The following is a 24,854-nucleotide window of genomic DNA, read 5'->3' on the forward strand; positions in this document are numbered from 1 at the left end:
AAGCAAGCTTCTCATCAAGTCCGCTCGACTTGCATGTATTAGGCACGCCGCCAGCGTTCGTCCTGAGCCAGGATCAAACTCTCCAAGAAAGTTTGTAGCTCATTTTGAAACTGACGAGATATAATGAATTTTTGAATGAGGAAAACCCCAATCAAAAACTTCATTACTTAAAAATCTCATTTACGCTCCACAGTTCGGGGACCGAACTGTGGAGCGTTTCGACTTCATGACTGAAGTCTGTATCTCACTCGTTGTTCAGTTTTCAAAGATCAAAGTCTTTCTTTCGTCCATCACCGCATCTCAGCGGCAACTTTTATAATATATCATGATTCCTAGAGATTAGCAAGCTTTTTTTCAAAACTTTTTTTCTCTTAATCTCATTCGGCTTTTAGTAGTTTTCTTGGCCGGAATAATAATATACCATATGAACCAGTTATTTAGCAAGCATATTTTTAAATAATTATAGAACTTCTACTTTAGCGTTTAGGAACATGCAAAAGCAGACATACGACGTGTGGACGTATGTCTGCTTCATCCTACTTATTTCATATCTAACCTTTAATCCATGGATTCTTACGTTTGGATGAAACGACTTGTTTGTGGGGTTTCTTAGAACCAACTTTTTCGCTGGCAGCCTTTGTGTTGTTTTTACTACTGCTCATTGTTTTAACTTTTTTAGCAGGCTCCTGTTGAGGCTCTTCGACTCGATCTGCTGTTTCAAGAGAGTTACTCTGAACCTCTGCTGATTTTACACTGGCGGTATTCATGGCACCATCAGGCTGTGCCGATTGCGGAGGATATGCATATGCTTGAGCCCGGTCCCACTCTGGGTGTCCCATGCCTCCCCAGCCCGGAAAAGGCATATTCGGATCGTGATACGGCATATTCGGATCATGGCTGTATGCGCCTAACTGAGAATTCGGGCCCGCTCCATAGTGCCCTACCATCGGCGCGGGATATGGATAACACCAGTCAGGGTGCATAAACTGTGGAAATGCTCCCGGATGATGATACATAGGCTCTACATAAGTCGGTTGCGGTGAATGGTAGGCAGGAGATACATCTGAACAACCACAAGGGTTATAAGGAAGATGCTGTGCATGAACAGGTTCATAATACATTGGGGAGACGTTGGCGTGGTGGTAAGGCTGATTTGGCTGATAACTTACAGGAGATTGCATATTGGGTTCATAAGCGACGGGCGACTGGTGGTTCTCCCAATGGTTCTCACCCCACTGTCCAGCATCAGGCATCTGGGAGTACGGACTTACCCAGGACTGATTAGGCATACAATCTGCATCCTCCGCCCCTTCTACAATACCTGGATAATGAGAGTTTCCTGGATACGGCATGTTGTTGTAAGTATGAGCAGACTGGACATGATCATCACAATACATATCGTGGAAGGAGCCTACTTCCTGGACAGGGGTCGGATAGTGCATAAAAGGATGGTGCGCTCCCCCCATAAAGTAATTGTCATCGCAGCCACAAGGCTCCTCGGCTACAGGCATGACATGCATAGGCTTATTCTCTGAAAGAGGCATAATGTTTGGCATTACGTTTGGCATAATGTTTGGCATTGTCATCTCAGGCATGACGTTTGGCTTTTCATTTGGTTTGATCATCTCAGGCATGACATTCGGCATCACGTTAGGCATGATCATTTCAGGCATGACATTTGGCATGACATTAGGCTTAATCATTTCAGGCATAATGTTAGGGAGATTCGGCATCACATTGGGTACCGTAATCTCGGGCATCACATTCGCATTTGGCATCACATTTGGAAGTGGATGGTTAGGCATTTCAAGCTGCTGTGGCTGTACATTAATTGGAGCGGTGGCTTCCGCTTTGGGTGCAGTGATTTCTTCTTTAGGGCCAGTGAAGGCTTTACCACCCGGAAGTACTTTGTCATGATGGGCATTCGCATTGGCATTAGCATTTTCATTGGCGTTTGAATTCCCGCTGGTTTTGGGAATGTTTACAACCTCTCCAACCAAGAGGGCATTTGGATTTTTGAGCTGAGGATTGGCATCGATCATTTCCTTCAGCGATACTCCCCATGCTTTCGACAACTTCCAGAGACTATCACCCTGTTTGACGACATGCTTATGAATAATTTGATCATTGCTTGGCACCTGCACCGGCTCTGCGGGAATTTTCACCTTTTGTCCGATTTGCAGCTGGTTGGGATCGGAAATTTGAGGATTAGCGTCGATGATTTTTTGCAGAGGAACATCATACTTTTTGGAAAGCTCATATAAAGTGTCGCCATTTTTCACGATGTGTATCTTCACGCGGCAAATACCTCCTAAACTTCTTATAGGCGCATAAATCGTCCGCCTTCGTTACTACATCTTATGCACAGGATAGGCGGATGACATCCCTAATGACAAAAAAATCCTTTCATGAGCTTGTCATGAAAGGATTTTCCGGGAACCTGCACGCTCGATCCGGGCCAATTGCTTATGCTTCCCAGACTTTATAACCATCCTGAGTTACCGCTTTGCGGAATTCTTCGAGCAATTTCAACGTAATAGGACCTGCGTGACCTTCACCGATCACACGTCCGTCAATTTCGCGGGCTGCAATAACTTCCGCTGCCGTCCCCGTGAAGAATACTTCATCGGCAATATATACATCATGCATGGTGAATGGCTCTTCCTTCAGCTTGTAGCCCAACTTCTCGCACAGCTCGATAATCGCCAGACGTGTAATGCCCTCTAGAGCGCCTAGATAGCACGGCGGAGTGTATACGACACCCTTTTTAACCAGGAATATGTTATCGCCGGAACCTTCAGTCACGTAACCCTGTGCGTTCAGCATAATAGCTTCGTCAGCTTCAGCGAGATTCGACTGGATCTTCACCAGGATATTGTTCAAATAGTTCAGAGATTTAATCTTCGGATTCAAGGCATCCGGTAGATTGCGGCGCTGGGAAACCGAAACCGCGCGCAGTCCCTTCAAATAAGCTTCTTCCGAGTAGATAGCAAGCTGTTCCACGATAACAAGCACCGTCGGTTTCGGACAGCGTCTTGGGTCGAGCCCCAAATTGCCGGCCCCGCGGGACACAACCAGACGAATATAACCGTTTCTCATCTCATTGCGGCGAATTGTTTCTGCCATGACTTCGCGCATTTCCTCAAAAGACAGCGGAATGACAAGGTCGATGGATTTGGCGGAATCGTAAAGACGTTCCAAATGCTCGTCACATTTAAAAATATTTCCCTCATAAATCCGGATTCCTTCAAAAATACCATCGCCATACAAAAATCCATGGTCAAAAACGGATACCTTTGCGTTCTCTTTCGTAACGAATTCTCCATCCAGATAGATCCACTGCTCTGACATTAACTACTGCACCTCCGAAATTAGTTGCTGATAAGTATAGCTAGGATATGATCCCAAAACACGTACCTGACAGCCAAGAGCCTCGATTTCCTCAATCGCCGCAGTCAGGAGGACGGAATCCACCGATTCAAGCACATCAATATAAAAATAATAACTGCCAAGCTTTTTCTTCGTCGGACGGGACTCGATGCGAGACAAGTTTAACCGTCTCCATGCAAAAGTTGCGAGAACCTGGTGAAGCGCTCCGGCAAAATCCTCCGGCAACGTAACCAGGACACTTGTTTTCATTTGCTTGACGGGCTGCGGCACCTTAGAGAGTCCTTCTTGGCCAATCAGGATGAACCGCGTGTAATTATTGTCATGATCCGTCACTTTTTCAGCCAAAATGTCCAGCTTGTGGGTAGCCGCGCCCAACGTTGTTCCGATAGCAGCCAGTCCTTGACCTGGATTTGCTTTTACGATCCCTACAGCTTCCGTGGTACTGCCCGCATTCACCAGCTCTGCCTGCGGGGCATACTTACGTATAAACTGTTGGCACTGAGCCATCGCTACAGGGTGGGAGAGTATTTGTTGAATTCGGGTGAAATCCACATCCCCGGACTCTGAAATAAACTCCTCACGATCCCCGATTAAATTTTGTATAGAAGGATACACCCATTCGATTTGCATCGGGATATCCACTTCGTTAACGAGCCAATCCATATGAAGACTAACGGATCCTTCAATGGTATTTTCAATCGGAATGACGCTGTAATCCGTTTTCCCATGTACCGTCGACAAAAATACATCTGAAATCAGCTTGTGGTATACCAGTTCAACCTGCTCATCCCCAAGCAACTGTACGACGGCCTCATGCGACACCGACCCTTCAGGCAATAATGCAATTCTTTTCATGCTTTTACTTCCCCTTTTATGAGTTCCAAGAATGAGCCAGACGACATATTGCCGATCAGCTGAGCCCCTTCGGATGACGGGTTCAGCCAGCGGGCAGTCGCGCGAATGCCCTTGGCCTTCATCGTATTCAGGAGGTAGGCCTCCAGTTCCTTTTTCCGGTCTGAATGACGGTCAACCAATGCAAGAAGCGTTGGTCCCGCGCCGCTAAGCGCAATACCCAAAGCGCCGTGCTGAACGGCCTCTTTCAGAATCTCAGCCATCCCAGGGACGAGATTAGCCCGATACGGCTGATGCAAACGGTCAGACATCGTTCTCTGGATTAGATCCAGTCTTCCTTGGGCCAATGCCGCCACAAGCAATGAGGATCTGCTGATATTAAACACCGCGTCCTGGCGGCTGATCTGAGCTGGCAGCACTTTTCTTGCTTCGGAGGTCGACAATTGAAAATCCGGAATGACGACCAACACTTCCAAGTCCTCATGCGGCTCCATACGGATATAATCTGCATGCAGCCCATCCCATACCGCGGTAATGATTCCGCCGAATAACGAAGCACCGACATTATCAGGATGATCTTCAATGGCCGTCGCCATGTTGAAAAGCTTCGCTTCCGAAAGCGGAGAACCAATCAAAGCGTTCGCCGCGAACAGCGCGCCTACAATAGCCGATGCACTACTGCCTAACCCCCGCGTCAGCGGAATGTCGGAATACATGGATATTTCAAGCTCAGGTATATGGACTCCAGCTTCGCGAAATACCATCTGAGCCACCTTGTAGACCAAATTGCTCTTATCCGTAGGTATGCCTTCCATTTGGCTGCCGTACAAGCGGATCATGGTTTCCTGCGAAGACTTCATTCCGATCCATGCGTATATAGACAAGGCCATGCCGAGCGTATCAAATCCGGGGCCGAGATTCGCGGTGCTTGCAGGTATTCTCACATATACGCCTTCCGGTTTGATCATGCCCCGGCCTCTTCCAACTTCGCGATGGCCTCCATTACCGCTGCTTCGGTATCCGGTACCACAAGAGGATCCGCGTTAACTGTCTTCAGAGCGACATTCGGATCCTTCAACCCGTTGCCCGTCAGGACACACACGACGGACTCCCCGCCTTGGAAATAACCTTCTCGTTTCAATTTCAACACGCCAGCGATGGAAGCTGCTGAAGCAGGTTCAGCAAAAACACCCTCACGGGATGCAATCATGCGGTAAGCCGTCAAAATTTCGTCATCCGTTACATAATTAATCTGCCCGCCTGATTCCTCGGCAGCTGCAACTGCTGTTTTCCAGCTGGCAGGGTTGCCGATGCGGATCGCCGTAGCGATGGTTTCAGGCTCGAGAATCGGTTCGCCTTTGACGATTGCCATGGCGCCTTCCGCTTCAAATCCAACCATTTTCGGCAGGGATGAAGCTTTGCCTGCTTCATGGTACTCCTTGAAACCCTTCCAGTAAGCCGAGATATTGCCGGCATTTCCGACAGGAATCGCAAGCACGTCAGGGGCTTTGCCCAGCTGATCAACCACTTCAAATGCGGCTGTCTTCTGTCCTTCAATGCGGTATGGGTTAACCGAGTTCACAAGCGTGATCGGATGCTTCGCCGTAATTTCGCGGACGATCTCCAAAGCACGGTCAAAGTTGCCCTCGATGGCAATAACCTTTGCTCCGTAGATCATGGCCTGGGCCAGTTTGCCTAGCGCAATATTATTGTTCGGAATCAGCACGATGCAGTTCAGCCCGGCTCTGGCGGCATATGCCGCTGCAGCTGCAGAAGTATTGCCGGTGGAAGCACACATAATCGTACGGCTACCTTCTTCAATCGCCTTGGCAACGGCCATAACCATACCCCGGTCCTTAAAAGACCCCGTCGGATTCAGTCCTTCATATTTGAAATACAGATCAAGCCCCAATTCCTCCGAGAGATTCTCCGCACGGATCAGCGGCGTATTGCCTTCCTTCAGGGTAAGCAAAGGCGTTTTTTCATTCACTGGCAGGTACGATTTGTAAGTTTGAAGTAGTCCTTGGTATGACATGGGTATGGCTCCTTTTCACTTTATATATAGATAATTTGAAATAAAGAAAACACTCATCTTCTCATCGAAAACAGGGCCAATCATGAGAATGGCGGATCAAGCTTTATTTCATTTTATAATCGCAGGCATTTATCCCTCTACACGGTATACACTCTTAATTTTGCGAATGACCGAAAGCCCTTCGAAATGTTGGAGAACTTTGTCCATGCTCGTTTTAGTTGCATTATGCGTGACGATAATGATTTCCGCTTCCGGATTCAGCTCATTTGGCTGTTGTACCACCGATTCCAGACTGACCCCAAACTCAGCAAACACCTGGGTAATTTGGGCAAGCACACCCGCTTTGTCATCCACATGCAGCAGAATGAAGTTTTTGAAGGAAATTTGATCGTCGCTCTTCAACTTCTTCTGTTTATAAGGGACGATGGCCTTCAGACCATTTACGCCCAGCTTCAGATTCTTGATAACTGCAATCAAATCCGCCACTACGGAAGTTGCCGTTGGCATTTCGCCTGCGCCGGCACCATAGAACATCGTCTCTCCTACAGCCTCGCCATAGACGTAAACGGCATTAAATACACCATTCACAGAGGCGATCGGATGGCCTTTGCGCACCATGGTAGGCTGAACGCTGATACTCACATGATCATCTTCGCGGTCGGCTATGCCGAGTAGCTTCATCTCATATCCGAGACGTTTAGCATAGGTGATGTCTTCCTTCGACACTTGAGAAATGCCGCGAACGCTGACATCTTTCAGTTCCACATTGGTGCGGAAGCCAAGCGTGCCGAGAATGGCCATTTTACGAGCAGCATCCAGTCCTTCCACGTCGGAGGTTGGATCAGCCTCTGCATAACCCAGTTTCTGTGCCTCTTCGAGAACAGCCTCGTACGATGCACCTTCCTGGCTCATTTTCGTTAAAATAAAATTGGTCGTTCCGTTCACGATCCCCATAATTTTCAAAATGCGGTCTGACGAGAATCCCTCAATCAAGGTCCGGATAATAGGAATGCCGCCGGCAACGCTGGCCTCATAGAATACATCGCATTGTTTTTCCTGAGCCTTGGCTAAAATCTCAGATCCATGAAGAGCCATGAGATCCTTATTAGCGGTGACGATATGCTTGCCGCGCTCCAAAGCTTCTAGAATATATGCCTTGGTATGTTCAATGCCGCCCATGACCTCGACGATCACATCAATTTCCGGATCGCGGATCACATCCCAAGGATCTTCTGTCAGCTTGCTTTTGTCCACGTTGATGCTGCGGGTCTTGTCGCTGTTTTTCACGGCAATTTTCTCAATAATGATGGGAGAGCCCACTTGACTGCTCAAGTCCTCTTGATGCCCTTCCACAATCCGTACGACGCCTGTACCCACAGTTCCCAGACCCAATAAACCTACTTTTACCGGTTTCATTCCCTTACCTCCTATTTCGTCTGTTACATTCTCTTTCTTTTTCGCCACTAGCCTTGGCCGATGAGGTTTGCACGCTTGACACCTGCGCAGTCACGCAAGTTTTCCAGCATATCTCCCAGTTCGTCGCTCATTCTGGAGACCTCGACGGATATCACGACATTCGCAATCCCTTGCAGCGGTATGCTCTGGTGAATCGTCAACACGTTACCGCCAAAGCCAGCAACGAGACTTAATACCTTGGAAAGCATCCCCGAGCGGTGTTCCATGTCAATGGAGATCGTAACGATACGTTCTCTTTCCAGTTGGTTGATCAGATGAATGCCATCTTTATATTTGTAAAATGCACTGCGGCTCATTCCAACCTGCTCCACAGCTTCATGCACCGTCTTCGCGTCACCGGCCGCAAGCAGCTGCTTTACCTGCATGGTTTTCACCACGGCTTCCGGTAAAATATCTTCACGGACCAAATAATAGCGTTCTTTCACGAACGTCCTCTCCTCAAAGACTGATGTTTTTATATAGTGGACATTATAAAGAATTGTACAGGATGGGTCAATAGATTTGAGCCTTTTTGTACCAAAGAATCAAAGGTAAACGCTTACGGAGTGAATTCGCAAGTAAAACGTCATTTGAAGAGGTTATTTCACGGCGGAAGAACGAATTCCGTGTCCATGCACTCCGGTTATGTATGATTCCATTTTCGTTTGAATGCGTACATATGCTTGATTTAATTATAGAATGGGTCCAGCTTCGCTGAAATTTTTAAATTCTATCATCTTAAAAAAGCCGTCCAGGTGCCGGAATGCACCTTAAACGGCTTCTCATTTTAATAGTAGCTGCTACCTTCCACAAACTCGAATTCGAAGTCTGCGATTCGGACGATGGTACCTTCAACGGCTCCGCGTTTGCGCAGTTCCTCGTCAATACCCATATGACGCATCGTACGAGCAAGCTTCAGAATAGCCTCATGCGAGTTCATCTGAATTCTCTTCAGCATCCGCTCGATCTTCACGCTGTGTACAACATATGCCTCGTTATCCCGCGTGATGGTAAACGAATTGTCTTCTTCCTTCTTATCCAGTTTGTACACTTTTCTTTCCGTCGTTTCGGCTACTTCTTCGACATGAACTTCTTGTGGTATCGCGTCGAGAATGCCAGCCGCACGGTAAAGAAGCTCCTGAATCCCTTGGCGGGTAAGAGAAGAAATCGGCATGATTTCGATGTCCGGTCGCTCGCTCTGAACCTGTTCACGGAATGTGGCCAGATTCTCCTCTGCTCCAGGCATGTCCATCTTATTCGCGGCCACGATCTGTGGACGCTCGGCAAGAGCTGCATTGTACAACTCAAGCTCCTGGTTGATCTTCACCCAGTCTTCGAACGGATCACGTCCTTCGGACCCGGCCATATCGACGACGTGGATAATAATACGCGTCCGTTCCACATGCCGCAAGAACTCATGCCCGAGGCCCACGCCTTCATGGGCGCCTTCAATCAAACCCGGCAAATCGGCCATGACAAAACTGCGGCCGTCCCCTACTTCAACCATGCCGAGATTCGGCGTTATCGTTGTAAAATGATACGCACCAATCTTCGGTTCTGCTGCAGAGACCACAGACAGCAGGGTAGATTTCCCGACACTCGGAAACCCTACGAGCCCTACATCAGCCATGACTTTAAGTTCCATGACCAGATAGCGCTCCTGGCCTTCTTCACCATTCTCAGCAATCTCCGGAGCCGGATTCTTCGGCGTGGCAAAGCGGGTGTTACCGCGTCCGCCGCGTCCGCCGCGGGCTACAACGACTTGCTGGCCATGGCGCACCATATCTGCCAGTACCTCGCCTGTATCATCATCAATTAGCACGGTCCCTGGCGGGATACGTACGATCATATTCTCCGCATTGGCGCCATGCTGGCTTTTATTCCGACCCTTGATCCCACGATCAGCTTTGAAATGCCGCTGGTAACGGAAATCCATCAGCGTGCGCAGGCCTTCATCGACGCGGAAAATAACATCTCCGCCTTTTCCTCCGTCACCGCCGGCAGGGCCGCCTTCCGGGACGTATTTCTCCCGGCGGAACGCTACGAGACCATCACCGCCGTCTCCGCCCTTGACGTAAATCTTCGCTTTATCTACAAACATGAATTCACCTTCCTCATAACTCACACGGCACACGCAATTGAAACGAAGCCTGGGAGGGGTGTAGCTGCTCCGCTTTCATTCGTTTGCCTTGTACCACATTATATATTTGCTGCTTCAGGATTTCCGGGTCTCCCATCGACCCGTCTCCTTCGAAGCTTACGATAATCTCCGAACCATCTTGCCGCAGACTGAGAAGCAGTTTGCGGGTATCCCCCCAAGATACTTTTCCGCTATATTGATAAGCGCGAACCGTCTGCATGATTACAGCAGCCAATTCGGTGCCAACCTGCGGATTCAGCTTATCCAGCTGCATATCCTGATCCACTGCAATTTCCAGCTCCAGGTTACTGTTAGACGTTCGGAACGACTGCAGATAGAACACAAGTGACGGGATGCCAAGCTTCGAGATTTTGCTCTCCTGATTCATCCGCTCTTTTATTCTTTCCACACATTGAACGGCTTTATCAATTTTTCCGAGTTGAATATAACCATACAGGATCTGCAGGTCATTCATCCAGTCATGCCTGTGATGATTCAGCGTCCGAATGGCCGCCTCCTCAAAGCTCCGCAGCAGTGCCTGCTGTTCCTGATCACGACGACGGGCAATCACCTTATAGCCTCCTGCCAATACGGCCGCCACCCACAACACCAGAACAATGCTCCAGATGAGAGACTTGTCCTGTATAACAAAATATAAAGGTATAGCCACAGATATAGCGAATATAGCCAATAGGGTCTTCCAGGATTTCAATAGCCTCTCCCCGTTCCTGATCACCGATCATTCTTACATCAATTACCAGTATAACACAGCAATCGTTGATAGATCATCCATCAGCTGCAAGAAAAACAGGATACTCTTTTTTAGCAGACGCAAAAATCCTGAGAAGGTTCGGTGAAAGGCCATATTCCGCTCAAAAGAGCCCTATTTGCAATATTCCCACCAACGCTTATATAGACCTCATATATTTAAAAAAAGCCCCCGGCAAGCACTGCCGAAGGCTCTTTTCGTTACTCCAACCCGTTATGTGAAGACAACTTACGCTTCCACTGCTGCCGCTACCGGAGCGACATCAACAGGGTAGACGCTCACTTTTTTGCGATCGCGGCCCCAACGCTCGAATTTCACAACGCCGTCCACTTTTGCAAACAAAGTATCGTCTTTGCCGATGCCCACGTTCGTACCAGGATGAATTTTAGTTCCGCGTTGACGAACCAAAATGCTTCCGCCAGTAACGGTTTGTCCGTCAGCACGCTTAACGCCGAGGCGTTTCGCTTGGCTGTCGCGTCCGTTCTTTGTGGAACCAACACCCTTTTTCGATGCGAACAATTGAAGATTCAACTTTAACATGTTGTCTACCTCCTTCTTTAAGTAATAACTTCTTTTATTTGAATATACTTCCCGTATGATTCTTCAATCGAATTTAGCATGACAACCATAGACTCGAGCAGCAGCTGTATCTGCTTCCCAGCATCCCCATTTTCCTTGGAAGGAAGATAGGCGCTTAAAAAGCCGTTGTTCATCCTGCTGTCCATGATGGTTCCGGTTAAAGCTTCCAAGGAATTCACAGTTCCGATCGTGACCGTCGATACGCCGGCGCACACAATATCTTCACCGTGTTTCGCAAAGTTCGCGTGACCCTTCACCTCAAAGCCATGGATGCTGCCATCCTCTTGACGTAGTATGCGCACGTTAATCAAATCAGTGCACCTTCTTACGCCTGGATTTTTTCGATGGTTACTTTAGTGTAAGGTTGACGATGGCCTTGTTTCTTGTGGTAGTTTTTCTTAGGTTTGTATTTGTATACAACAACCTTTGCACCTTTGCCATGTCTCTCCACTTTTGCAGTTACAGCAGCGCCGGAAACCAATGGCGTACCTGCTACCAAACCGTTGTCATTAGATACGGCCAATACACGATCGAAAGTCACGCTTTCGCCGTCGCCCGCATTCAATTTTTCGATGTACAATACGTCGCCCTCTTGAACTTTGTATTGTTTACCGCCAGTTTCGATAATTGCGTACATTTGCTTGCACCTCCTCATGTCTCAGACTCGCCTGATCCAGGTGGCTGCCCTAAAGCATGCGCTTTTCAACCCGACCGGAGCGGTTACAGCATGTGACAAGCATAAATACCGGACACATACTCATAGATATTAACATAACACGTGCACCGGAGTCAATGGATGCCTAACAGATTTATTTTGCCCGTTCCGTCGCAGGTATCGCATGGCTTCGTAAACAGCATGGCTGTATCGTCACGTACCTTCTTGCGCGTTAATTCAAGCAGACCAAGCTTGGTCCAACCGACCACGTGGCTTTTCGTACGGTCCTTGCTCATCCCGGCCTCCAGCCTGTCCACCACATCTTGTCGATGTTGATCCATCTCCATATCAATGAAATCAACGATAATAATGCCGCCGACATCGCGGAGTCTAATGAGCCGGGCAATCTCTTCCGCCGCCAGTAAATTGGTACGCGTAACCGTATCCTCCAGGCTGTCTCCGCCGATATACTTGCCTGTATTCACATCCACGACCGTCAGTGCCTCCGTTTGGTCCCAAACGATCGAACCTCCGCTCTCCAGAATGACTTTTCGTGAAAAGTCCCTCTCCATTTGCTCCTGAATCCCGAAACTCTTGAAAATATGCTCCTGACCATGGTACACCTTGACCGGCAGATGGCTGCCGTGCGCGATTTCTTCCAGGAACATTTCCGCTTCCTTGGCTTCTTTGGCGCTGTCAATTTGCAGTTCATCCTGCTGCGGGTCAAACACATCACGAATAAATCGCTGCACAATACTCAGATCCTGATGCAAAAGGGACGGTGCACAGCTCGCGTCGGCACGTTTCTGAATCTTACGCCACTGTTCACGGAGCAGGCTGAGATCGCCGGCGATAGCCTCGGGATGCTCTTCTTCGGAAACAGTTCTCATAATAATGCCTTCCCCGGCATGACGGATTTCTTCCCCGAGCATTTTGAGTCGGCTGCGTTCATGTTCTTTGCTCACCTTTTTGGACACCGCCACATAATCGGCATTCGGCATGAACACGACCCATCGTCCCGGAAGTGAAAAATGCGTGGTTACGCGAGGCCCCTTGCTTCCAAGAGGCTCCTTCATCACCTGAACCACAACCTCCTGACCTACGCGAAGCAGCTCATCAATCGACGGTTTCTCTTTGGGCTGCTTGTCCAGATGTGGATGGAGAACATCGTCCACATACAAGAAAGCATTCTTCTTATGACCAATATCTACAAAAGCCGCCTGCATGCCCGGTAGAACATTGACGACCCGACCTTTATAAAAGCTTCCTACCAGACTATGATTATGGCTGCGTTCAACCGCAAACTCCACCAGTTTGCCTTCCTCCATGAGGGCCATCTGCGTCTGCTTCGGTTCACAATGAACTATCATTTGTTTCATGGCTTCACCCCTGCTAGAAGACATTTCCATTCCATATTACCATGAAATCCCCTTTTTTAGCTTATAGCTCGTATTCAATTATTGATCTTGTTTCATGTATTTATTTCATATGGGAGCCTGCTTGCCAAGCATCATCTTCATGATGGGCGGTCAGTGGCGAAATAAGCCGAAATCAGACGCTGCTCCGGAAGCATGGCGATGAGTCCTCCCTGCTTGTTCATTACATAAATGACATGATACTTCTCTCTTTTAAATAGACGCAAAATACTGTCCAAATGTTTCGCCTGATCGGCAATGATCGGCTGCGCAAATCCCCCTGTCTCCGACCCTCCATACCTTTTTTCCCGGTTCATGAGAAATCTGGTAAAACGGTACGGCACATGGCGATAGTCGGTCCAGTTTGAGTACAGCAAAAATATTCCGATAAGCAGCAGATTTAATTGTATCCTGTTTTCCCCTTGCAAGAAGGGCAATACCGAGAAGAAAACCACGCCAATACTGCCTGCAATGCTGATTCTCGAGGACCAAAGCAGAGTCTCATGGTAAGGAAAATACAGACTGGCTGCAGCGTGCACGATCTTGCCTCCGTCCAAGGGAAGGATTGGAAGAAGATTAAATAACGCAATCATGCCGTTCCCAAAAATTACATAGTTTAAAAATGCTCCATCCCCCGCTCCCCATTCACGAACAAGCAGGGCGGCAACGATCATAAGCAGATTTTGAAGCGGTCCGGCAATCGCAATGCCGATTTCCTTCCAGGCGGTTAACTCTCCATGGTCCTCCATTTCCACGACGCCACCAAACGGAAGCAACTGAACGGAGCGTATACGCACGCCGAACAGCAGAGCTGCTGCCATATGCCCAAGCTCATGTATAAAAACAATGGAGAACAAAACGATCAGTTCCAAAAAATGCCCAGTAATCACGGAAAAAAGCATGAGGATAACGAAAAATGGATGCAGCGACAACTTGATGCCCCTTATATTAATCAATAGGAATCACGTCCGCCGGGTCCACGTAATTGCCGTTCTCTTTCACGGAGAAGAATAGGCTCGGCGTTTCCCCTTCCGCTGCGGCCTGAAGATGTCCAACCGCATCGCCGCCTTCAACCCAGTCGTTTTTTTGCAGACGGGTATCAGCCAAGTGACCATAAGAAGCCACGATCTTCCCAGTATGCTGAATCGTTACCGTAATGCCGGTATCGGCACTTCCAGTTACATCGATGACACGTCCTGTTTCTACACTTTTCACCTCAAGCGGGATATTTGAAACCTTGCGCGGGGCAATTTCGACACCCTTTAAGCTCACGGCAAATGCCTGAACGATTTCCCCATCAATGGGCGGGTACAACGATTTGGAAGCATTCACTTTAATCGGGGACGTCTGGTTCTGCTTGAAAATCGGAATGAACGTCGGCGCCTTGCCAAAATGGGATTCATACCAAACCTCAGCGGCTTGAAAATCCATCTCACGGTTCAGCGACTGCATCACATAATCCTGCACCTTCATGCTCCAAGGCTGGGGAAATTTGAATATGCCCCACACCAGAACAAAAATGATTGCGCTGAAAAACAAACGCCACATCATTCCCGAGAAGAAGCGGGTTTTATGATGAAACGGGCCGCGGCCCTTGGCTTGCTCTTTTTTCCACAATTTCTCCGGATCGGGCTCCGGAGCATACGATTCCGGCAACTTTCCTTTATTCCAGAGTTTGGGCGTTTCTTGAACGGGCTGCAGTATCGGCTGGGCCAGATCCTCGCGAAGCAAAAGATCCTTGATTCTCTCTTCCCTGCGCTGCTTGATGGAGGATTTCGTATCCATTGCATGATCCCCTTTCGAGGCTTGTTTTTAATACATTTTATGAGGGGATGTCCCTGTTTTAGAACAAGCCCAGGCCCTTGGAACTGCCATATTTACAAAGACAGAGCGAAACGCCAAAAGGAGCCCCTTCATACGAAGGAGCTCCTGCGGAGTCAGATGTGCACCGATAGGCGTCAGCCGATATTTTGTATTTTGGCAGGCGCAGGAGCCGCACTGGCCGACTTTCGTTTGGACAGATCCATTTTTCGCTGCAGAATGCCAAGAACAAGATCCGCAACAATCGCCAGCACCGCAGCAGGTATGGCACCTGCAAAGATCCGAAGAGAGTTATTGCTGTTCAACCCGGCATATATCTCCCGACCAAGTCCGCCACCGCCCACAAGGGGTGCGATCGTTACGACGCCGATGGCGATGACCGCAGCAATACGAAGACCCGACATGATATAGGTCAGCGAAAGCGGAAAACGCACTTTAACGAGCATTTGGAAGGGGCTCATGCCGATTCCTTTTCCAGACTCCAGATAGCTGGGATCCACCTGTTTCAACCCTACGTACGTATTGCGCGCGATAGGGTTCAATGAATACAGAAAGAGTCCTACCATGACCGTTTTCGTTCCCAGTCCCAGCCATAACATGAGCACCACCAGCATGGCCAGGCTCGGTACCACCTGAAGAATGTTCGTTATGAACAAAATGATTTTGGCGGCCCATTTGTTTTTAGAGCAGAGAATGCCAAGGGGCACCCCGATGATGACTGCAAGCCCCAGGCCGATAACCACCATCGTGATATGCTGGATGAAATACTCCCATAGCATCCCTTTATTCCGTGATATATAGGACATAAAGTCCGCAAATGTTAAATGTTTATTTTCCATGCTTACCCTCCTTTAGCTTTTCAAGAGGCCCTGCTGCTTCAAGTACGTAATTGCAACCTCCCGCTCGCTTTTCTTCTCAATGTCCACCTGATAATTGAGCGATATCATCGTATCCGCATCCAGATGGCCAATTAAAGGCGCTATCGCCTCCTGAATTTCGGGATGCTTTTTCAGAAGATCCGAACGCAATACCGGGCTTGCATCATATGGAGGGAAGAATTGCTTGTCATCTTGCAGTGTCTGCAATTTGTAGGCTTTCAGCCGGGAATCCGTAGAATAGGCCAATACGATATCGACCTGCTTATTGGCTACCGCGCTGTACACCAAACTGATTTCCATGGGGAATATCTGACCGAATTTGATTCCATATGCTTTGGAGAAGGCGGGATATCCATCCGTGCTCCGCTCAAGCCATGTGGTATCTACCCCCAGCTTCATATCCGCCATGTCTTTTTTGACATCGGAAATTTTGGTATACCCTTTGGATTCGGCAAGATCCTTTCTTACCGTAAACGCGTATGTGTTTTCAAACCCCAAGGGCTTCATCCAAGTAAAATCGTAGTATTTCTGAAATCCTTCCTGGGCTTCCTTCAAAACCTCTTGGCGTTCTTTGGTTCCGCTGATCGGAAAATGGTTATTGAAAATTTCGCCGGTATATAATGTCGCCATCTGAACGTCGTTTCTTTTCATCGCATTGATAACCAACGAACTCGACGCCAGATCCGGAATAACGTCCACATTCAGATCGGTGCGGTCTTCAATCAGGGCTTTATACATTTCAGCCATAATCTTGGTTTCGGTATAGGTTTGTGTTCCGATCGTGATCTCGCTTTGAATCCCGCATGCGGAGGTTAACGAGGCAAGAACAATCGCGCAGATCAGCATCGGTATCCATTTGAGCTTATTCAGTTTCATCACGCCTCCCTTGTTCAGTCTGGGTCGCTGGTTCCAGAAGATCCTACTCATATGGCTGCATCCCGTGTCTGATGATAGCGTCTGCTGAGCCAGCCCTCTAGGAGGCCAAGCAAGCCGTCAGCTACAAGAGCAAGCAGGATCGCGCCAATGCCGCCGATAAATATCATCTCCGGTTTGTTGACACCAAGCCCCGATACGATAAGCTGGCCCAGACCTCCAGCACCAATCAGGGAGGCGAGAGTTGCCCAGCTGATGATATAAACGGTGGTAATTCGGATCCCCGACATAATGTAGGGAAGGGATAAGGGAAGCTGAATTCTCAAAATCGTCTGTGCCGTACTGTATCCCATCCCTCTGGCGGAATTCAGCACACCTTCATCAACGGAATGAAAACCGTCATAGGTATTCCGCAAGATTGGCATCAGGGAATATAGCAGCAGCGCCAGAATGGCAGGCTTCATGCCGATACCGAGCAGCGGAATCAGAATGGCAAGAAGCGCCAGACTCGGAATCGTTTGAAACAAATTTGCTATGAAAAATACAATACTGTTAATCCAGCCCACCCGGCTGTACACCAGCAGAATACCGATCGGGACTGCAATAATCGTACCCAGGATCACAGCAGAGAACGATAGGACGAGATGTTCCTGCAAAGCCTTCAGAATATCCGGATAACGTTCCGTGATAAAGCTCCAGAATGCATTCATATCACTCATCCTCTCCGTTCAGCAGCGGAGGGACCATGGTAGGATATACTTCGGCCAAATGTTTAACTACACTGCCTCTTGTAATTAATCCGAGGAATCGGTTATTACTGTCGATTACGGGGAGATTGCTGAGCTGATGGCTGTCCATAATTTCGATTGCCTGCGGAAGCGTGCTTCCGGAAGCAACGGAATAACGGACCGGATGCATAACATCCGCCACTGTTTTGCCTTCTTCGCCGTACTGGTCAAGTACCCGATAGATAGAAACTGCGCCCTGCAACTGTTTGTTGCGGTCCACAATCAGCAGTGAGTCAACCCGCTTCATCTCCATCATTTTGATGGCTTCCGCAAGTCCCCTGCTCGGGAAGGAAGTTACCGGGTTGGTAATCATCACTTCATCCACAAGCGGGATTTCATAAATGTTTTCATTCTCGTTCTCCAGACGCTTAGAACCGATGAAGTTACGAACAAAATCATTGGCCGGATGGCGCAAAATGGTGTCCGGTTTACCGGTTTGTACCACTTCTCCATCCTTCATCAAAATGATGGTATCCGCAATCTTGATGGCTTCGTCCATATCATGCGTAACAAAAATAATGGTTTTATGGAGATCCTGCTGAAGCCGGATCAGCTCATCCTGCAGCTGCTCGCGGCTGATCGGATCCAATGCGGAGAACGGCTCGTCCATCAGTATAATGTCAGGATCAGCCGCAAGTGCGCGCGCAACGCCCACACGCTGCTGCTGCCCGCCGCTAAGCTCCGACGGGTAACGGGTGCCGTAAACCGTGTGATCCAGTCCGACCATGTCCAACAATTCATTGACTGTTTGATCCGTTTTGCCTTTATCCCACTTTTTCAGACGCGGAACCACACCCACGTTCTTGGAGATATTCATATGCGGAAATAAACCGACGCTTTGAATGACATAGCCGATATTGCGCCGCAGTTCAACCGGATTCAACCCCGAGATGTTCTTACCGTCAATCAGTACTTTGCCCGATGAGGGCGTATTGAGCGCATTGATCAGCTTCATCGTGGTTGATTTGCCGCAGCCGCTCGGTCCGATCAGGACGGTAATTTCCCCTTCTTTGAATTCGAGATTAATGTCTTTCAGCGCGTGAAAGCCATTATCATAAACCTTGTTCACATGCTCCAGTACTATCATTCAATCGCCCCTTTGCAAGCAGTATCCATATTATGCGGAGCATTTGGCATATCATCCATCGGGGAACCAAAAAAACCGCTAAAGGAAATGTGTGATGCCAGAGTTAAGGGAAGACGGCAGCCTTGATATGTAGAAACGGAAGTGAAGCTAAGTAAGATGGCTAAAAAAAGAAATCAAATTGGAATAGGATTAAGCGCATTGATAAGGGTTGGAAAAAATTAAAGAGGAAGCCCTGAGGGTATTAAAAAACAAAGTCAAAAATCTTCGTTACGGCATTGACTTACATACCTAAAATTCCACCTTTATATGCATTGTAGCTTTCCAAGCTGTGCAATCCCCCTGTTACATCCATGCCATCCATCCGAAACATTCCAAGCCTGCGAGCCCGTGTTCGTTAAACAAGAAGTATGCGCTGTCACACATAAAATCCTGTTATACCTGTGAGAAAGCGAACTTCATTGCAATTGTGCTTCTGCTTCTCTCAGCCCAAATGGATATATGCAAAATGCGTAAGCAGGTAACGAGCCCCTTTTAAGTAGGTCCGTATACCTGCAATAATATGTTTAATACATTTACCCATTATGCCTTGGATTGAAACATGTATTTGGAATGATTTCGAATTGTTATTTTTTGGTACCTCGGGTCCAGAATCCTCCATGGAGCAGAACAGGTTCTGTAACGACAATAAAAGCCTTAGGATCCAGTTCAAGAATCATATTATATAATTTTTTTTGGTTTTTACGTTTCGCCAACACTTCAAATACCAACCGATGTCCATCCCGTCCGCTGCCAATCCATGAAGTGACCCCGTATCCGTTATCACGCAGAGCGTTAGCCATGCCACTGTCCGGATCATTCAAGATGACCTTCATCGTAATGTAGCCCAGAGCAATGCGACCCTCAATCCATGAACCGACCAAAACGCCAAGCCCGTAACCGACGGCATAAACAATCAAGCTGATCGGCTGGTTCACGTATTTCAACACGATACTGAGCCCAAGCACATAGATGGTGATTTCAAACATACTAAGAACAGCTGCCAAATATTTCTGGCCTTTCAGGGTTAAGATCATGCGCAGGGTAAAAAAGGTGACATACACGATTTGAATAATGAAAATGGATGCAAGAATTCCAAGCATTCCGGTTCACTCCTTTGTTAGTCTGGTTGATAAAAGGCTTTGCGGCTGTGCCGGACAAAAACTTCCGTATGATGTAACTTAACCCGATCTGAAGCTCTGTTATACATTTTTATCCTTTGAATCGGTAATCCAAAGATCAAGAAACAAACTCCCGGCACGGAAAACAGACCAAAAAAAGCCGCTGCTTAAAAGCAACGGCTTCGAGACATGCGGTTCAACCCATGCCAAATAGTTTTTTAAATTTCGAGAACATGCCCTTCTTTTGATCCAAATGCATTAGAGGAACCGTATCCCCTAGAATGCGGCGGGCGATATTACGGTATGCGATGGCAGCCCGAGAATCGGGATTCATCACCGTCGGTTCCCCGCTGTTCGCAGCTTTGATGACGTACTCATCATCAGGCACGATACCGATCAGATCGATGTTCAGCACCTGGAGCACGTCTTCAATATCCAGCATATCTCCTGTTTTCACCATATTCGGACGGATTCTGTTCACGACCAGCTTCGGAGATTCAACATCCGAACTCTCCAGAAGTCCGATAATCCGGTCAGCGTCACGTACTGCCGCATTTTCCGGCGTTGTTACGACTATGGCCTTATCGGCCCCGGCAATCGCATTTTTGAACCCTTGCTCAATACCCGCCGGACAATCGATAATCACATACTCATATTCTTTTTTCAGCTCAAGTATAATGTCTCTGACCTGCTCTGGCGACACGGCGTTTTTGTCTTTCGTCTGGGCGGCCGGCAGCATATACAGTTCATCGAAACGTTTGTCTTTCACAAGCGCCTGATTCAAACGGCAGCGTCCTTCCGCAACATCACATAAATCGTAGATGATCCGGTTTTCCAGCCCCATAACCACATCCAAATTACGCAGGCCAATGTCCGTATCCACCAGACAGACTTTTTTGCCAAGCAGTGCAAGCGCAGTCCCGATATTCGCCGATGTGGTGGTTTTCCCGACACCGCCTTTACCGGACGTAATGACAATAGCCTCTCCCATGTGCTACACCCCTTTAAACACGTTAAAATCGCGCCGTATCCGTACGATATTGCTAATTTTGTCGATTTGCATGGCTCCATCCTGCAAAAACGCGAATTCCATACTGGTTTCACGCGTTTCCCATTCATCCGGCGGACGGCTGATTTGCTCCGCGATGCGAAGCTGCGTCGGGGCGAAATGGGATGCAGCGATAATCGCTTCTTCCTTGCCTTCGAAACCTGCATGTGCCATGCCCCGCAGAGCGCCCAGTATATAAATGTCACCCGTGCACAGAATGCTGCCCCCCGGGTTCACGTCTCCCAAAAACAGCAAATCTCCATGATGGCTCAGCACTTGACCGGAGCGCACCATGCCGCTCATGATCGTATAAGCAGGAGCCTGCTCCGGCTCCGATTCAGGAAATTCGACAGAACGGATGAGCAAATTCCCTTTTTGTTTTAAAATATCGAGCATGCTTTGTTTCTGATCTTCCGTAATCCGCCTTGAACCCATCTTTACATCTACGTGAATGATTGGACCGGTCAAAATATTTTGATGGCTGTGCTCCAGCTTATAGCGGAGCTCGCCAAGCAGTTCCTCATATTCACATTCATCGTCAAGCAGGAATACCAGGCCATCTTTGATGCCCTTGATCGTGACATGATTCGATTTCACTGCCATGCCTGTCCCCCCTATCTCATTACATTTCGTCTTCGGTTGGCGAAGTTCCTGCTGGAAAAGAAAAATGGCGGTGAGGTTTACGCCGCCTTTTCCTTCTTCTCCCGTCTCGCAATCTTTTCAAGCTGCTTCCGGAGAGGAACATAAATAATGAGCCCGAACACAAAATGGACAACAAGATCGGGTAAAATGTGATGCAGCAAATTCCAGTCATAGGAAACCTGCGTTAAGGAGAACACTCGGTAAATGGCAAACAGCATACTGTCGAACAGCAGGCTTCCCAAAATCACGACCGTCATCATCAGCGGCATGGGAGCCCGAGGAGCACGAAAGATAAAGCCCATGATATAAGTAGAAAACCCCATAACCAGGGAATAAGTGCCGATCATATCACCGTAAAAAACCACATCGTGAATCAAGCCGAAAATGATGCCGAGCACGAGCGCCGTATGCCGATGATGGTACACCGATACAAACAACAAGACGATGAATACCAGATTCGGCATAATGACGTTTTGCCAGGAGAAGGGCAACAGCCACGGGACGATGGTACCTTGCAGGATGAAGAGGAGAAAGAGCAACAGAACCAGAACCTGCTTACGCACCACCATTATTTAGGTGCCTCCGGCGTAAAGACTACAAAGAGCTGTTTCCAATCCTGGAACTCGGCTTCAGGTTCGATGGTTGCTGTCTTCGTCTTACCGAATTTGCTCTCCTGAACGCTTTTCACCTTGCCGATGATCAATCCACGAGGGTACTTATCCGTATCTCCTAATGACACGATCATGTCTCCCGCTTTAATCGGGTCTTCCTGTTTGATTTGTGTCATCAAAAGCATCTGCGTTGCTTCGTCATAGCTTTCCACAATCCCGAAAGTCTGATGATTATCCATGGAAGTAGCGGCGATTCCGTTGGAGTTCGGGTCCTTCGCATCCATCGTTGTAATCAGCTTCACGGTAGAAGTGAAGTTGCTGACATGGCTGATCACGCCTACCATTCCCTTAATTGATATGACAGACTGACCGATTTTAACCCCGTCGCGTTCCCCTAAATCAATGACCAACGTTTTGTTGACCGTATCGGCATTGACGCTGATAACTTGGGCGATATGATAGGAGTAATCGAACTTTCCTTCTTGCTGCTTTGTGAATTTCAGATCTTCCATTAATTCCTTGTTCTGCTTTTCTATGAAATTATAATTGGCTTTTTCGCGCGTATACTGCGCCAGCGCGATTTTTAACTGCTCGTTTTCCTTGTATGTTTCCCGCATGTTACCAATATCTTTAAACAAGCCCGCTACATAGCCAGCGGGCTTATAAAAAATATTCTGGGCGAAACCGACGGTATCCCTGAGAAACTTCTCGGGCCAAGATAATGTAGCCCTTGGCCCGAGCGTGAAACCCATCAGCGCGATAAACATAACAAGGGCGATTAAAATCACAAATAAGCGTTTGTTGCCAAGCAGCTTAAACAGTTTCAACACCCTCTAACTCTACTGATTTCTCTCCCATTATCAGGGGTTGACCCACAAATTTTTCGGTCTTAGCGCTTCGAGCGCACAGCCGAGCTGCTGCGGGATTTAAACAGGTGAATGTTCTCAAGCGCCTTACCGGTCCCGATCGCAACGCAGTCCAGCGGATTTTCAGCTACAATAACAGGCATTCCAGTTTCTTCGGCAAGCAGCTTGTCCAGATTGCGCAGCAGAGCTCCGCCGCCTGTAAGCACGATACCGCGGTCCATAATGTCGGCAGCCAGCTCCGGAGGGCATTTTTCCAATGTAACCTTCACAGCTTCCACAATCGCATTTACCGTATCGGAAAGTGCTTCACTGATTTCATCGGAAGTGATGGTGATCGTCTTAGGTAGACCTGTCACCAGGTCACGACCGCGAATTTCACTTGTCTCTACCTGCTCCAGCGGAAGGGCCGAGCCAATCTCCATTTTGAGTGTTTCCGATGTTCTTTCGCCGATCATCAAATTGTACTGGCGTTTGATGTACTGAATGATGGATTCATCCATTTCATCGCCGGCTACGCGTACAGAGCGGCTGGTTACGATGCCTCCAAGAGAGATGACGGCAACTTCTGTCGTGCCTCCACCAATATCGACTACCATGCTGCCTGTAGGCTCCCATACCGGCAAATCAGCACCGATCGCTGCCGCAAACGGTTCTTCGATCGTATACGCTTCACGCGCACCGGCTTGCTTTGTCGCATCCTCAACGGCACGTTGTTCAACCGCTGTAATGCCGGAAGGTACGCATACCATCACGTTCGGATGGCGCTGGAACATCGAGCGCTGTTTCTGAGCCTGACGGATGAAATATTTAATCATTGTTGCCGTCGTGTCGAAATCAGCGATAACGCCGTCTTTCATCGGGCGAATGGCACGGATGTTGCCAGGCGTGCGACCGATCATTTTCTTCGCAGACTCCCCGACAGCTTCAATGCTCTTCGTATCCGTACGAATCGCAACAACAGAAGGTTCTCTTACAACAATTCCTTTTCCACGGACATAGACTAGCGTGTTCGCTGTCCCCAAATCAATTCCCAAGTCTTTCGTGAAGCTCCCTAACATGCTGTAATCTCCCTTTCCTCGTCAATCTCAACTATTATATTACATCAAGCCTTGCTCCTTCAAACTGACGAATTCCCCGTCACCGATAATCAAGTGATCCAGCACCTCAATCCCTATGATTTCTCCCGCTTCCTTCAAGCGTGAAGTCATGGAAATATCTTCAGGACTCGGCTTTGGATCGCCGCTCGGATGGTTATGCGCGCAGACAAGCGATGCGCTGCTGCACTTCATGGCTGCACGAAACACCTCGCGCGGATGGACGATGGAGGCGTTCAGACTGCCGATCGAAAGCGTCTCTTGAGCAATAATGTGATTTTTAGTATTTAGAAACAAACAGACAAAATGTTCCTTCTGCAGGTATCGCAGCTGTTCCATGAGCACATCAGCCGCATCACGCGGACTGCGGATGACTACCGGCTCATCCATTCGAGTCCGGGCAAGCCGCTGTCCAAGCTCGATTCCAGCCTTGAGCTGAACGGCTTTGGCGCTTCCGATTCCCTTAATCGCCATGAGTTCCTGAATGCTCATGTCCACAAGCCGGCGCAAACTGCCGACCTGATTCAAAATGCGCTGCGCCAAATGGATAGCGGACTCCCGCTGCGTACCTGTACGAAGTAAAATAGCCAATAACTCTGCATGGCTTAATGCGGAAGCCCCATACTGAAGCATGCGTTCTCTGGGTCGTTCCTGATGGGGGATGTCGCGCAGCATATACATTTGCGGCTCCATAAGTTC

At 48.3% G+C, this 24,854-nt stretch carries 26 protein-coding genes, 1 rRNA gene and 1 other annotated feature; all 27 genes read right to left on the reverse strand.

Features of this window, described 5'->3' with window-relative positions:
- A 16S ribosomal RNA gene (locus tag GRF59_RS24190) occupies positions 1–89 on the reverse strand; the annotation flags it as partial.
- A gap of 462 nt (positions 90–551) precedes the next feature.
- The gene (locus GRF59_RS24195) at positions 552–2,297 is read right to left on the reverse strand and encodes a LysM peptidoglycan-binding domain-containing protein (protein WP_160500311.1); all 1,746 of its coding nucleotides are present in this window, start codon (positions 2,295–2,297) and stop codon (positions 552–554) included.
- 169 nt (positions 2,298–2,466) lie between these two features.
- Positions 2,467–3,351: a branched-chain-amino-acid transaminase gene (gene ilvE / locus GRF59_RS24200; RefSeq protein ID WP_160500312.1), complete on the reverse strand. Its 885-nt coding sequence runs from the start codon at positions 3,349–3,351 to the stop codon at positions 2,467–2,469.
- Between the two features lie 3 nt (positions 3,352–3,354).
- Entirely contained in the window at positions 3,355–4,245 is an 891-nt protein-coding gene (gene pheA, locus GRF59_RS24205; RefSeq protein ID WP_160500313.1) for a prephenate dehydratase, read from the reverse strand.
- Positions 4,242–5,210: a homoserine kinase gene (gene thrB / locus GRF59_RS24210; protein WP_160500314.1), complete on the reverse strand. Its 969-nt coding sequence runs from the start codon at positions 5,208–5,210 to the stop codon at positions 4,242–4,244. The genes pheA and thrB overlap by 4 nt, the downstream gene beginning before the upstream one ends.
- Positions 5,207–6,277, reverse strand: coding sequence for a threonine synthase (thrC, locus tag GRF59_RS24215; protein WP_160500315.1), 1,071 nt, complete (start codon positions 6,275–6,277; stop codon positions 5,207–5,209). The genes thrB and thrC overlap by 4 nt, the downstream gene beginning before the upstream one ends.
- Positions 6,278–6,406: 129 nt before the next feature.
- The gene (locus GRF59_RS24220) at positions 6,407–7,693 is read right to left on the reverse strand and encodes a homoserine dehydrogenase (RefSeq protein WP_160500316.1); all 1,287 of its coding nucleotides are present in this window, start codon (positions 7,691–7,693) and stop codon (positions 6,407–6,409) included.
- A 47-nt stretch (positions 7,694–7,740) separates the two neighbouring features.
- Entirely contained in the window at positions 7,741–8,178 is a 438-nt protein-coding gene (locus tag GRF59_RS24225; RefSeq protein WP_136608250.1) for an ACT domain-containing protein, read from the reverse strand.
- A 341-nt stretch (positions 8,179–8,519) separates the two neighbouring features.
- Positions 8,520–9,833: a GTPase ObgE gene (gene obgE, locus GRF59_RS24230; protein ID WP_160500317.1), complete on the reverse strand. Its 1,314-nt coding sequence runs from the start codon at positions 9,831–9,833 to the stop codon at positions 8,520–8,522.
- Positions 9,834–9,846: 13 nt separating this feature from the next.
- Positions 9,847–10,542 (reverse strand): Spo0B domain-containing protein, encoded by a 696-nt coding sequence (locus tag GRF59_RS24235; protein ID WP_341480135.1) that lies wholly within the window; start codon positions 10,540–10,542, stop codon positions 9,847–9,849.
- A 327-nt stretch (positions 10,543–10,869) separates the two neighbouring features.
- Entirely contained in the window at positions 10,870–11,181 is a 312-nt protein-coding gene (gene rpmA, locus GRF59_RS24240) for a 50S ribosomal protein L27 (protein ID WP_076174421.1), read from the reverse strand.
- A gap of 17 nt (positions 11,182–11,198) precedes the next feature.
- Positions 11,199–11,531 (reverse strand): ribosomal-processing cysteine protease Prp, encoded by a 333-nt coding sequence (locus GRF59_RS24245; protein ID WP_160500319.1) that lies wholly within the window; start codon positions 11,529–11,531, stop codon positions 11,199–11,201.
- 14 nt (positions 11,532–11,545) lie between these two features.
- Positions 11,546–11,857, reverse strand: a complete 312-nt coding sequence (rplU, locus tag GRF59_RS24250; RefSeq protein ID WP_136608255.1) for a 50S ribosomal protein L21 — start codon at positions 11,855–11,857, stop codon at positions 11,546–11,548.
- A 13-nt stretch (positions 11,858–11,870) separates the two neighbouring features.
- Positions 11,871–11,952, reverse strand: a sequence feature (ribosomal protein L21 leader region).
- Between the two features lie 57 nt (positions 11,953–12,009).
- Positions 12,010–13,254 carry an Rne/Rng family ribonuclease gene (locus tag GRF59_RS24255; protein ID WP_160500320.1) on the reverse strand — a complete coding sequence of 415 codons (1,245 nt, stop codon included), beginning with the start codon at positions 13,252–13,254 and terminating at the stop codon, positions 12,010–12,012.
- A gap of 137 nt (positions 13,255–13,391) precedes the next feature.
- Positions 13,392–14,246: a M50 family metallopeptidase gene (locus GRF59_RS24260; RefSeq protein ID WP_160500321.1), complete on the reverse strand. Its 855-nt coding sequence runs from the start codon at positions 14,244–14,246 to the stop codon at positions 13,392–13,394.
- Entirely contained in the window at positions 14,239–15,075 is an 837-nt protein-coding gene (locus GRF59_RS24265) for a M23 family metallopeptidase (RefSeq protein WP_160500322.1), read from the reverse strand. Before GRF59_RS24265 ends, GRF59_RS24260 begins: the two co-directional genes overlap by 8 nt.
- Before the next feature lie 173 nt (positions 15,076–15,248).
- Positions 15,249–15,950 (reverse strand): ABC transporter permease, encoded by a 702-nt coding sequence (locus GRF59_RS24270; protein ID WP_160500323.1) that lies wholly within the window; start codon positions 15,948–15,950, stop codon positions 15,249–15,251.
- A 12-nt stretch (positions 15,951–15,962) separates the two neighbouring features.
- Positions 15,963–16,865, reverse strand: coding sequence for an osmoprotectant ABC transporter substrate-binding protein (locus GRF59_RS24275; RefSeq protein ID WP_160500615.1), 903 nt, complete (start codon positions 16,863–16,865; stop codon positions 15,963–15,965).
- Between the two features lie 47 nt (positions 16,866–16,912).
- A complete protein-coding gene (locus GRF59_RS24280) occupies positions 16,913–17,572 on the reverse strand; it encodes an ABC transporter permease (RefSeq protein ID WP_160500324.1) in 660 nt (219 codons plus the stop codon).
- Position 17,573: 1 nt separating this feature from the next.
- A complete protein-coding gene (locus GRF59_RS24285) occupies positions 17,574–18,737 on the reverse strand; it encodes an ABC transporter ATP-binding protein (protein WP_160500325.1) in 1,164 nt (387 codons plus the stop codon).
- Between the two features lie 623 nt (positions 18,738–19,360).
- Positions 19,361–19,876 (reverse strand): DUF2179 domain-containing protein, encoded by a 516-nt coding sequence (locus GRF59_RS24290; RefSeq protein WP_160500326.1) that lies wholly within the window; start codon positions 19,874–19,876, stop codon positions 19,361–19,363.
- A gap of 214 nt (positions 19,877–20,090) precedes the next feature.
- Complete coding sequence (minD, locus tag GRF59_RS24295) at positions 20,091–20,885, reverse strand: septum site-determining protein MinD (RefSeq protein WP_160500327.1); 795 nt, start codon at positions 20,883–20,885, stop codon at positions 20,091–20,093.
- A 3-nt stretch (positions 20,886–20,888) separates the two neighbouring features.
- Complete coding sequence (minC, locus tag GRF59_RS24300; RefSeq protein WP_160500328.1) at positions 20,889–21,545, reverse strand: septum site-determining protein MinC; 657 nt, start codon at positions 21,543–21,545, stop codon at positions 20,889–20,891.
- Positions 21,546–21,622: 77 nt separating this feature from the next.
- Positions 21,623–22,153, reverse strand: coding sequence for a rod shape-determining protein MreD (gene mreD, locus GRF59_RS24305; protein WP_160500329.1), 531 nt, complete (start codon positions 22,151–22,153; stop codon positions 21,623–21,625).
- The gene (gene mreC / locus GRF59_RS24310) at positions 22,153–23,025 is read right to left on the reverse strand and encodes a rod shape-determining protein MreC (protein WP_160500330.1); all 873 of its coding nucleotides are present in this window, start codon (positions 23,023–23,025) and stop codon (positions 22,153–22,155) included. Before mreC ends, mreD begins: the two co-directional genes overlap by 1 nt.
- A 59-nt stretch (positions 23,026–23,084) precedes the next feature.
- Entirely contained in the window at positions 23,085–24,119 is a 1,035-nt protein-coding gene (locus GRF59_RS24315) for a rod shape-determining protein (RefSeq protein ID WP_160500331.1), read from the reverse strand.
- 39 nt (positions 24,120–24,158) lie between these two features.
- On the reverse strand, positions 24,159–24,848 hold the full coding sequence (gene radC / locus GRF59_RS24320) for a RadC family protein (RefSeq protein ID WP_160500332.1): 690 nt from the start codon (positions 24,846–24,848) through the stop codon (positions 24,159–24,161).
- Positions 24,849–24,854 lie beyond the last annotated feature (6 nt).

The sequence above is a fragment of the Paenibacillus dendrobii genome, assembly GCF_009807035.1.
GTDB classification, from domain to species: Bacteria; Bacillota; Bacilli; order Paenibacillales; family Paenibacillaceae; genus Paenibacillus_AQ; species Paenibacillus_AQ dendrobii.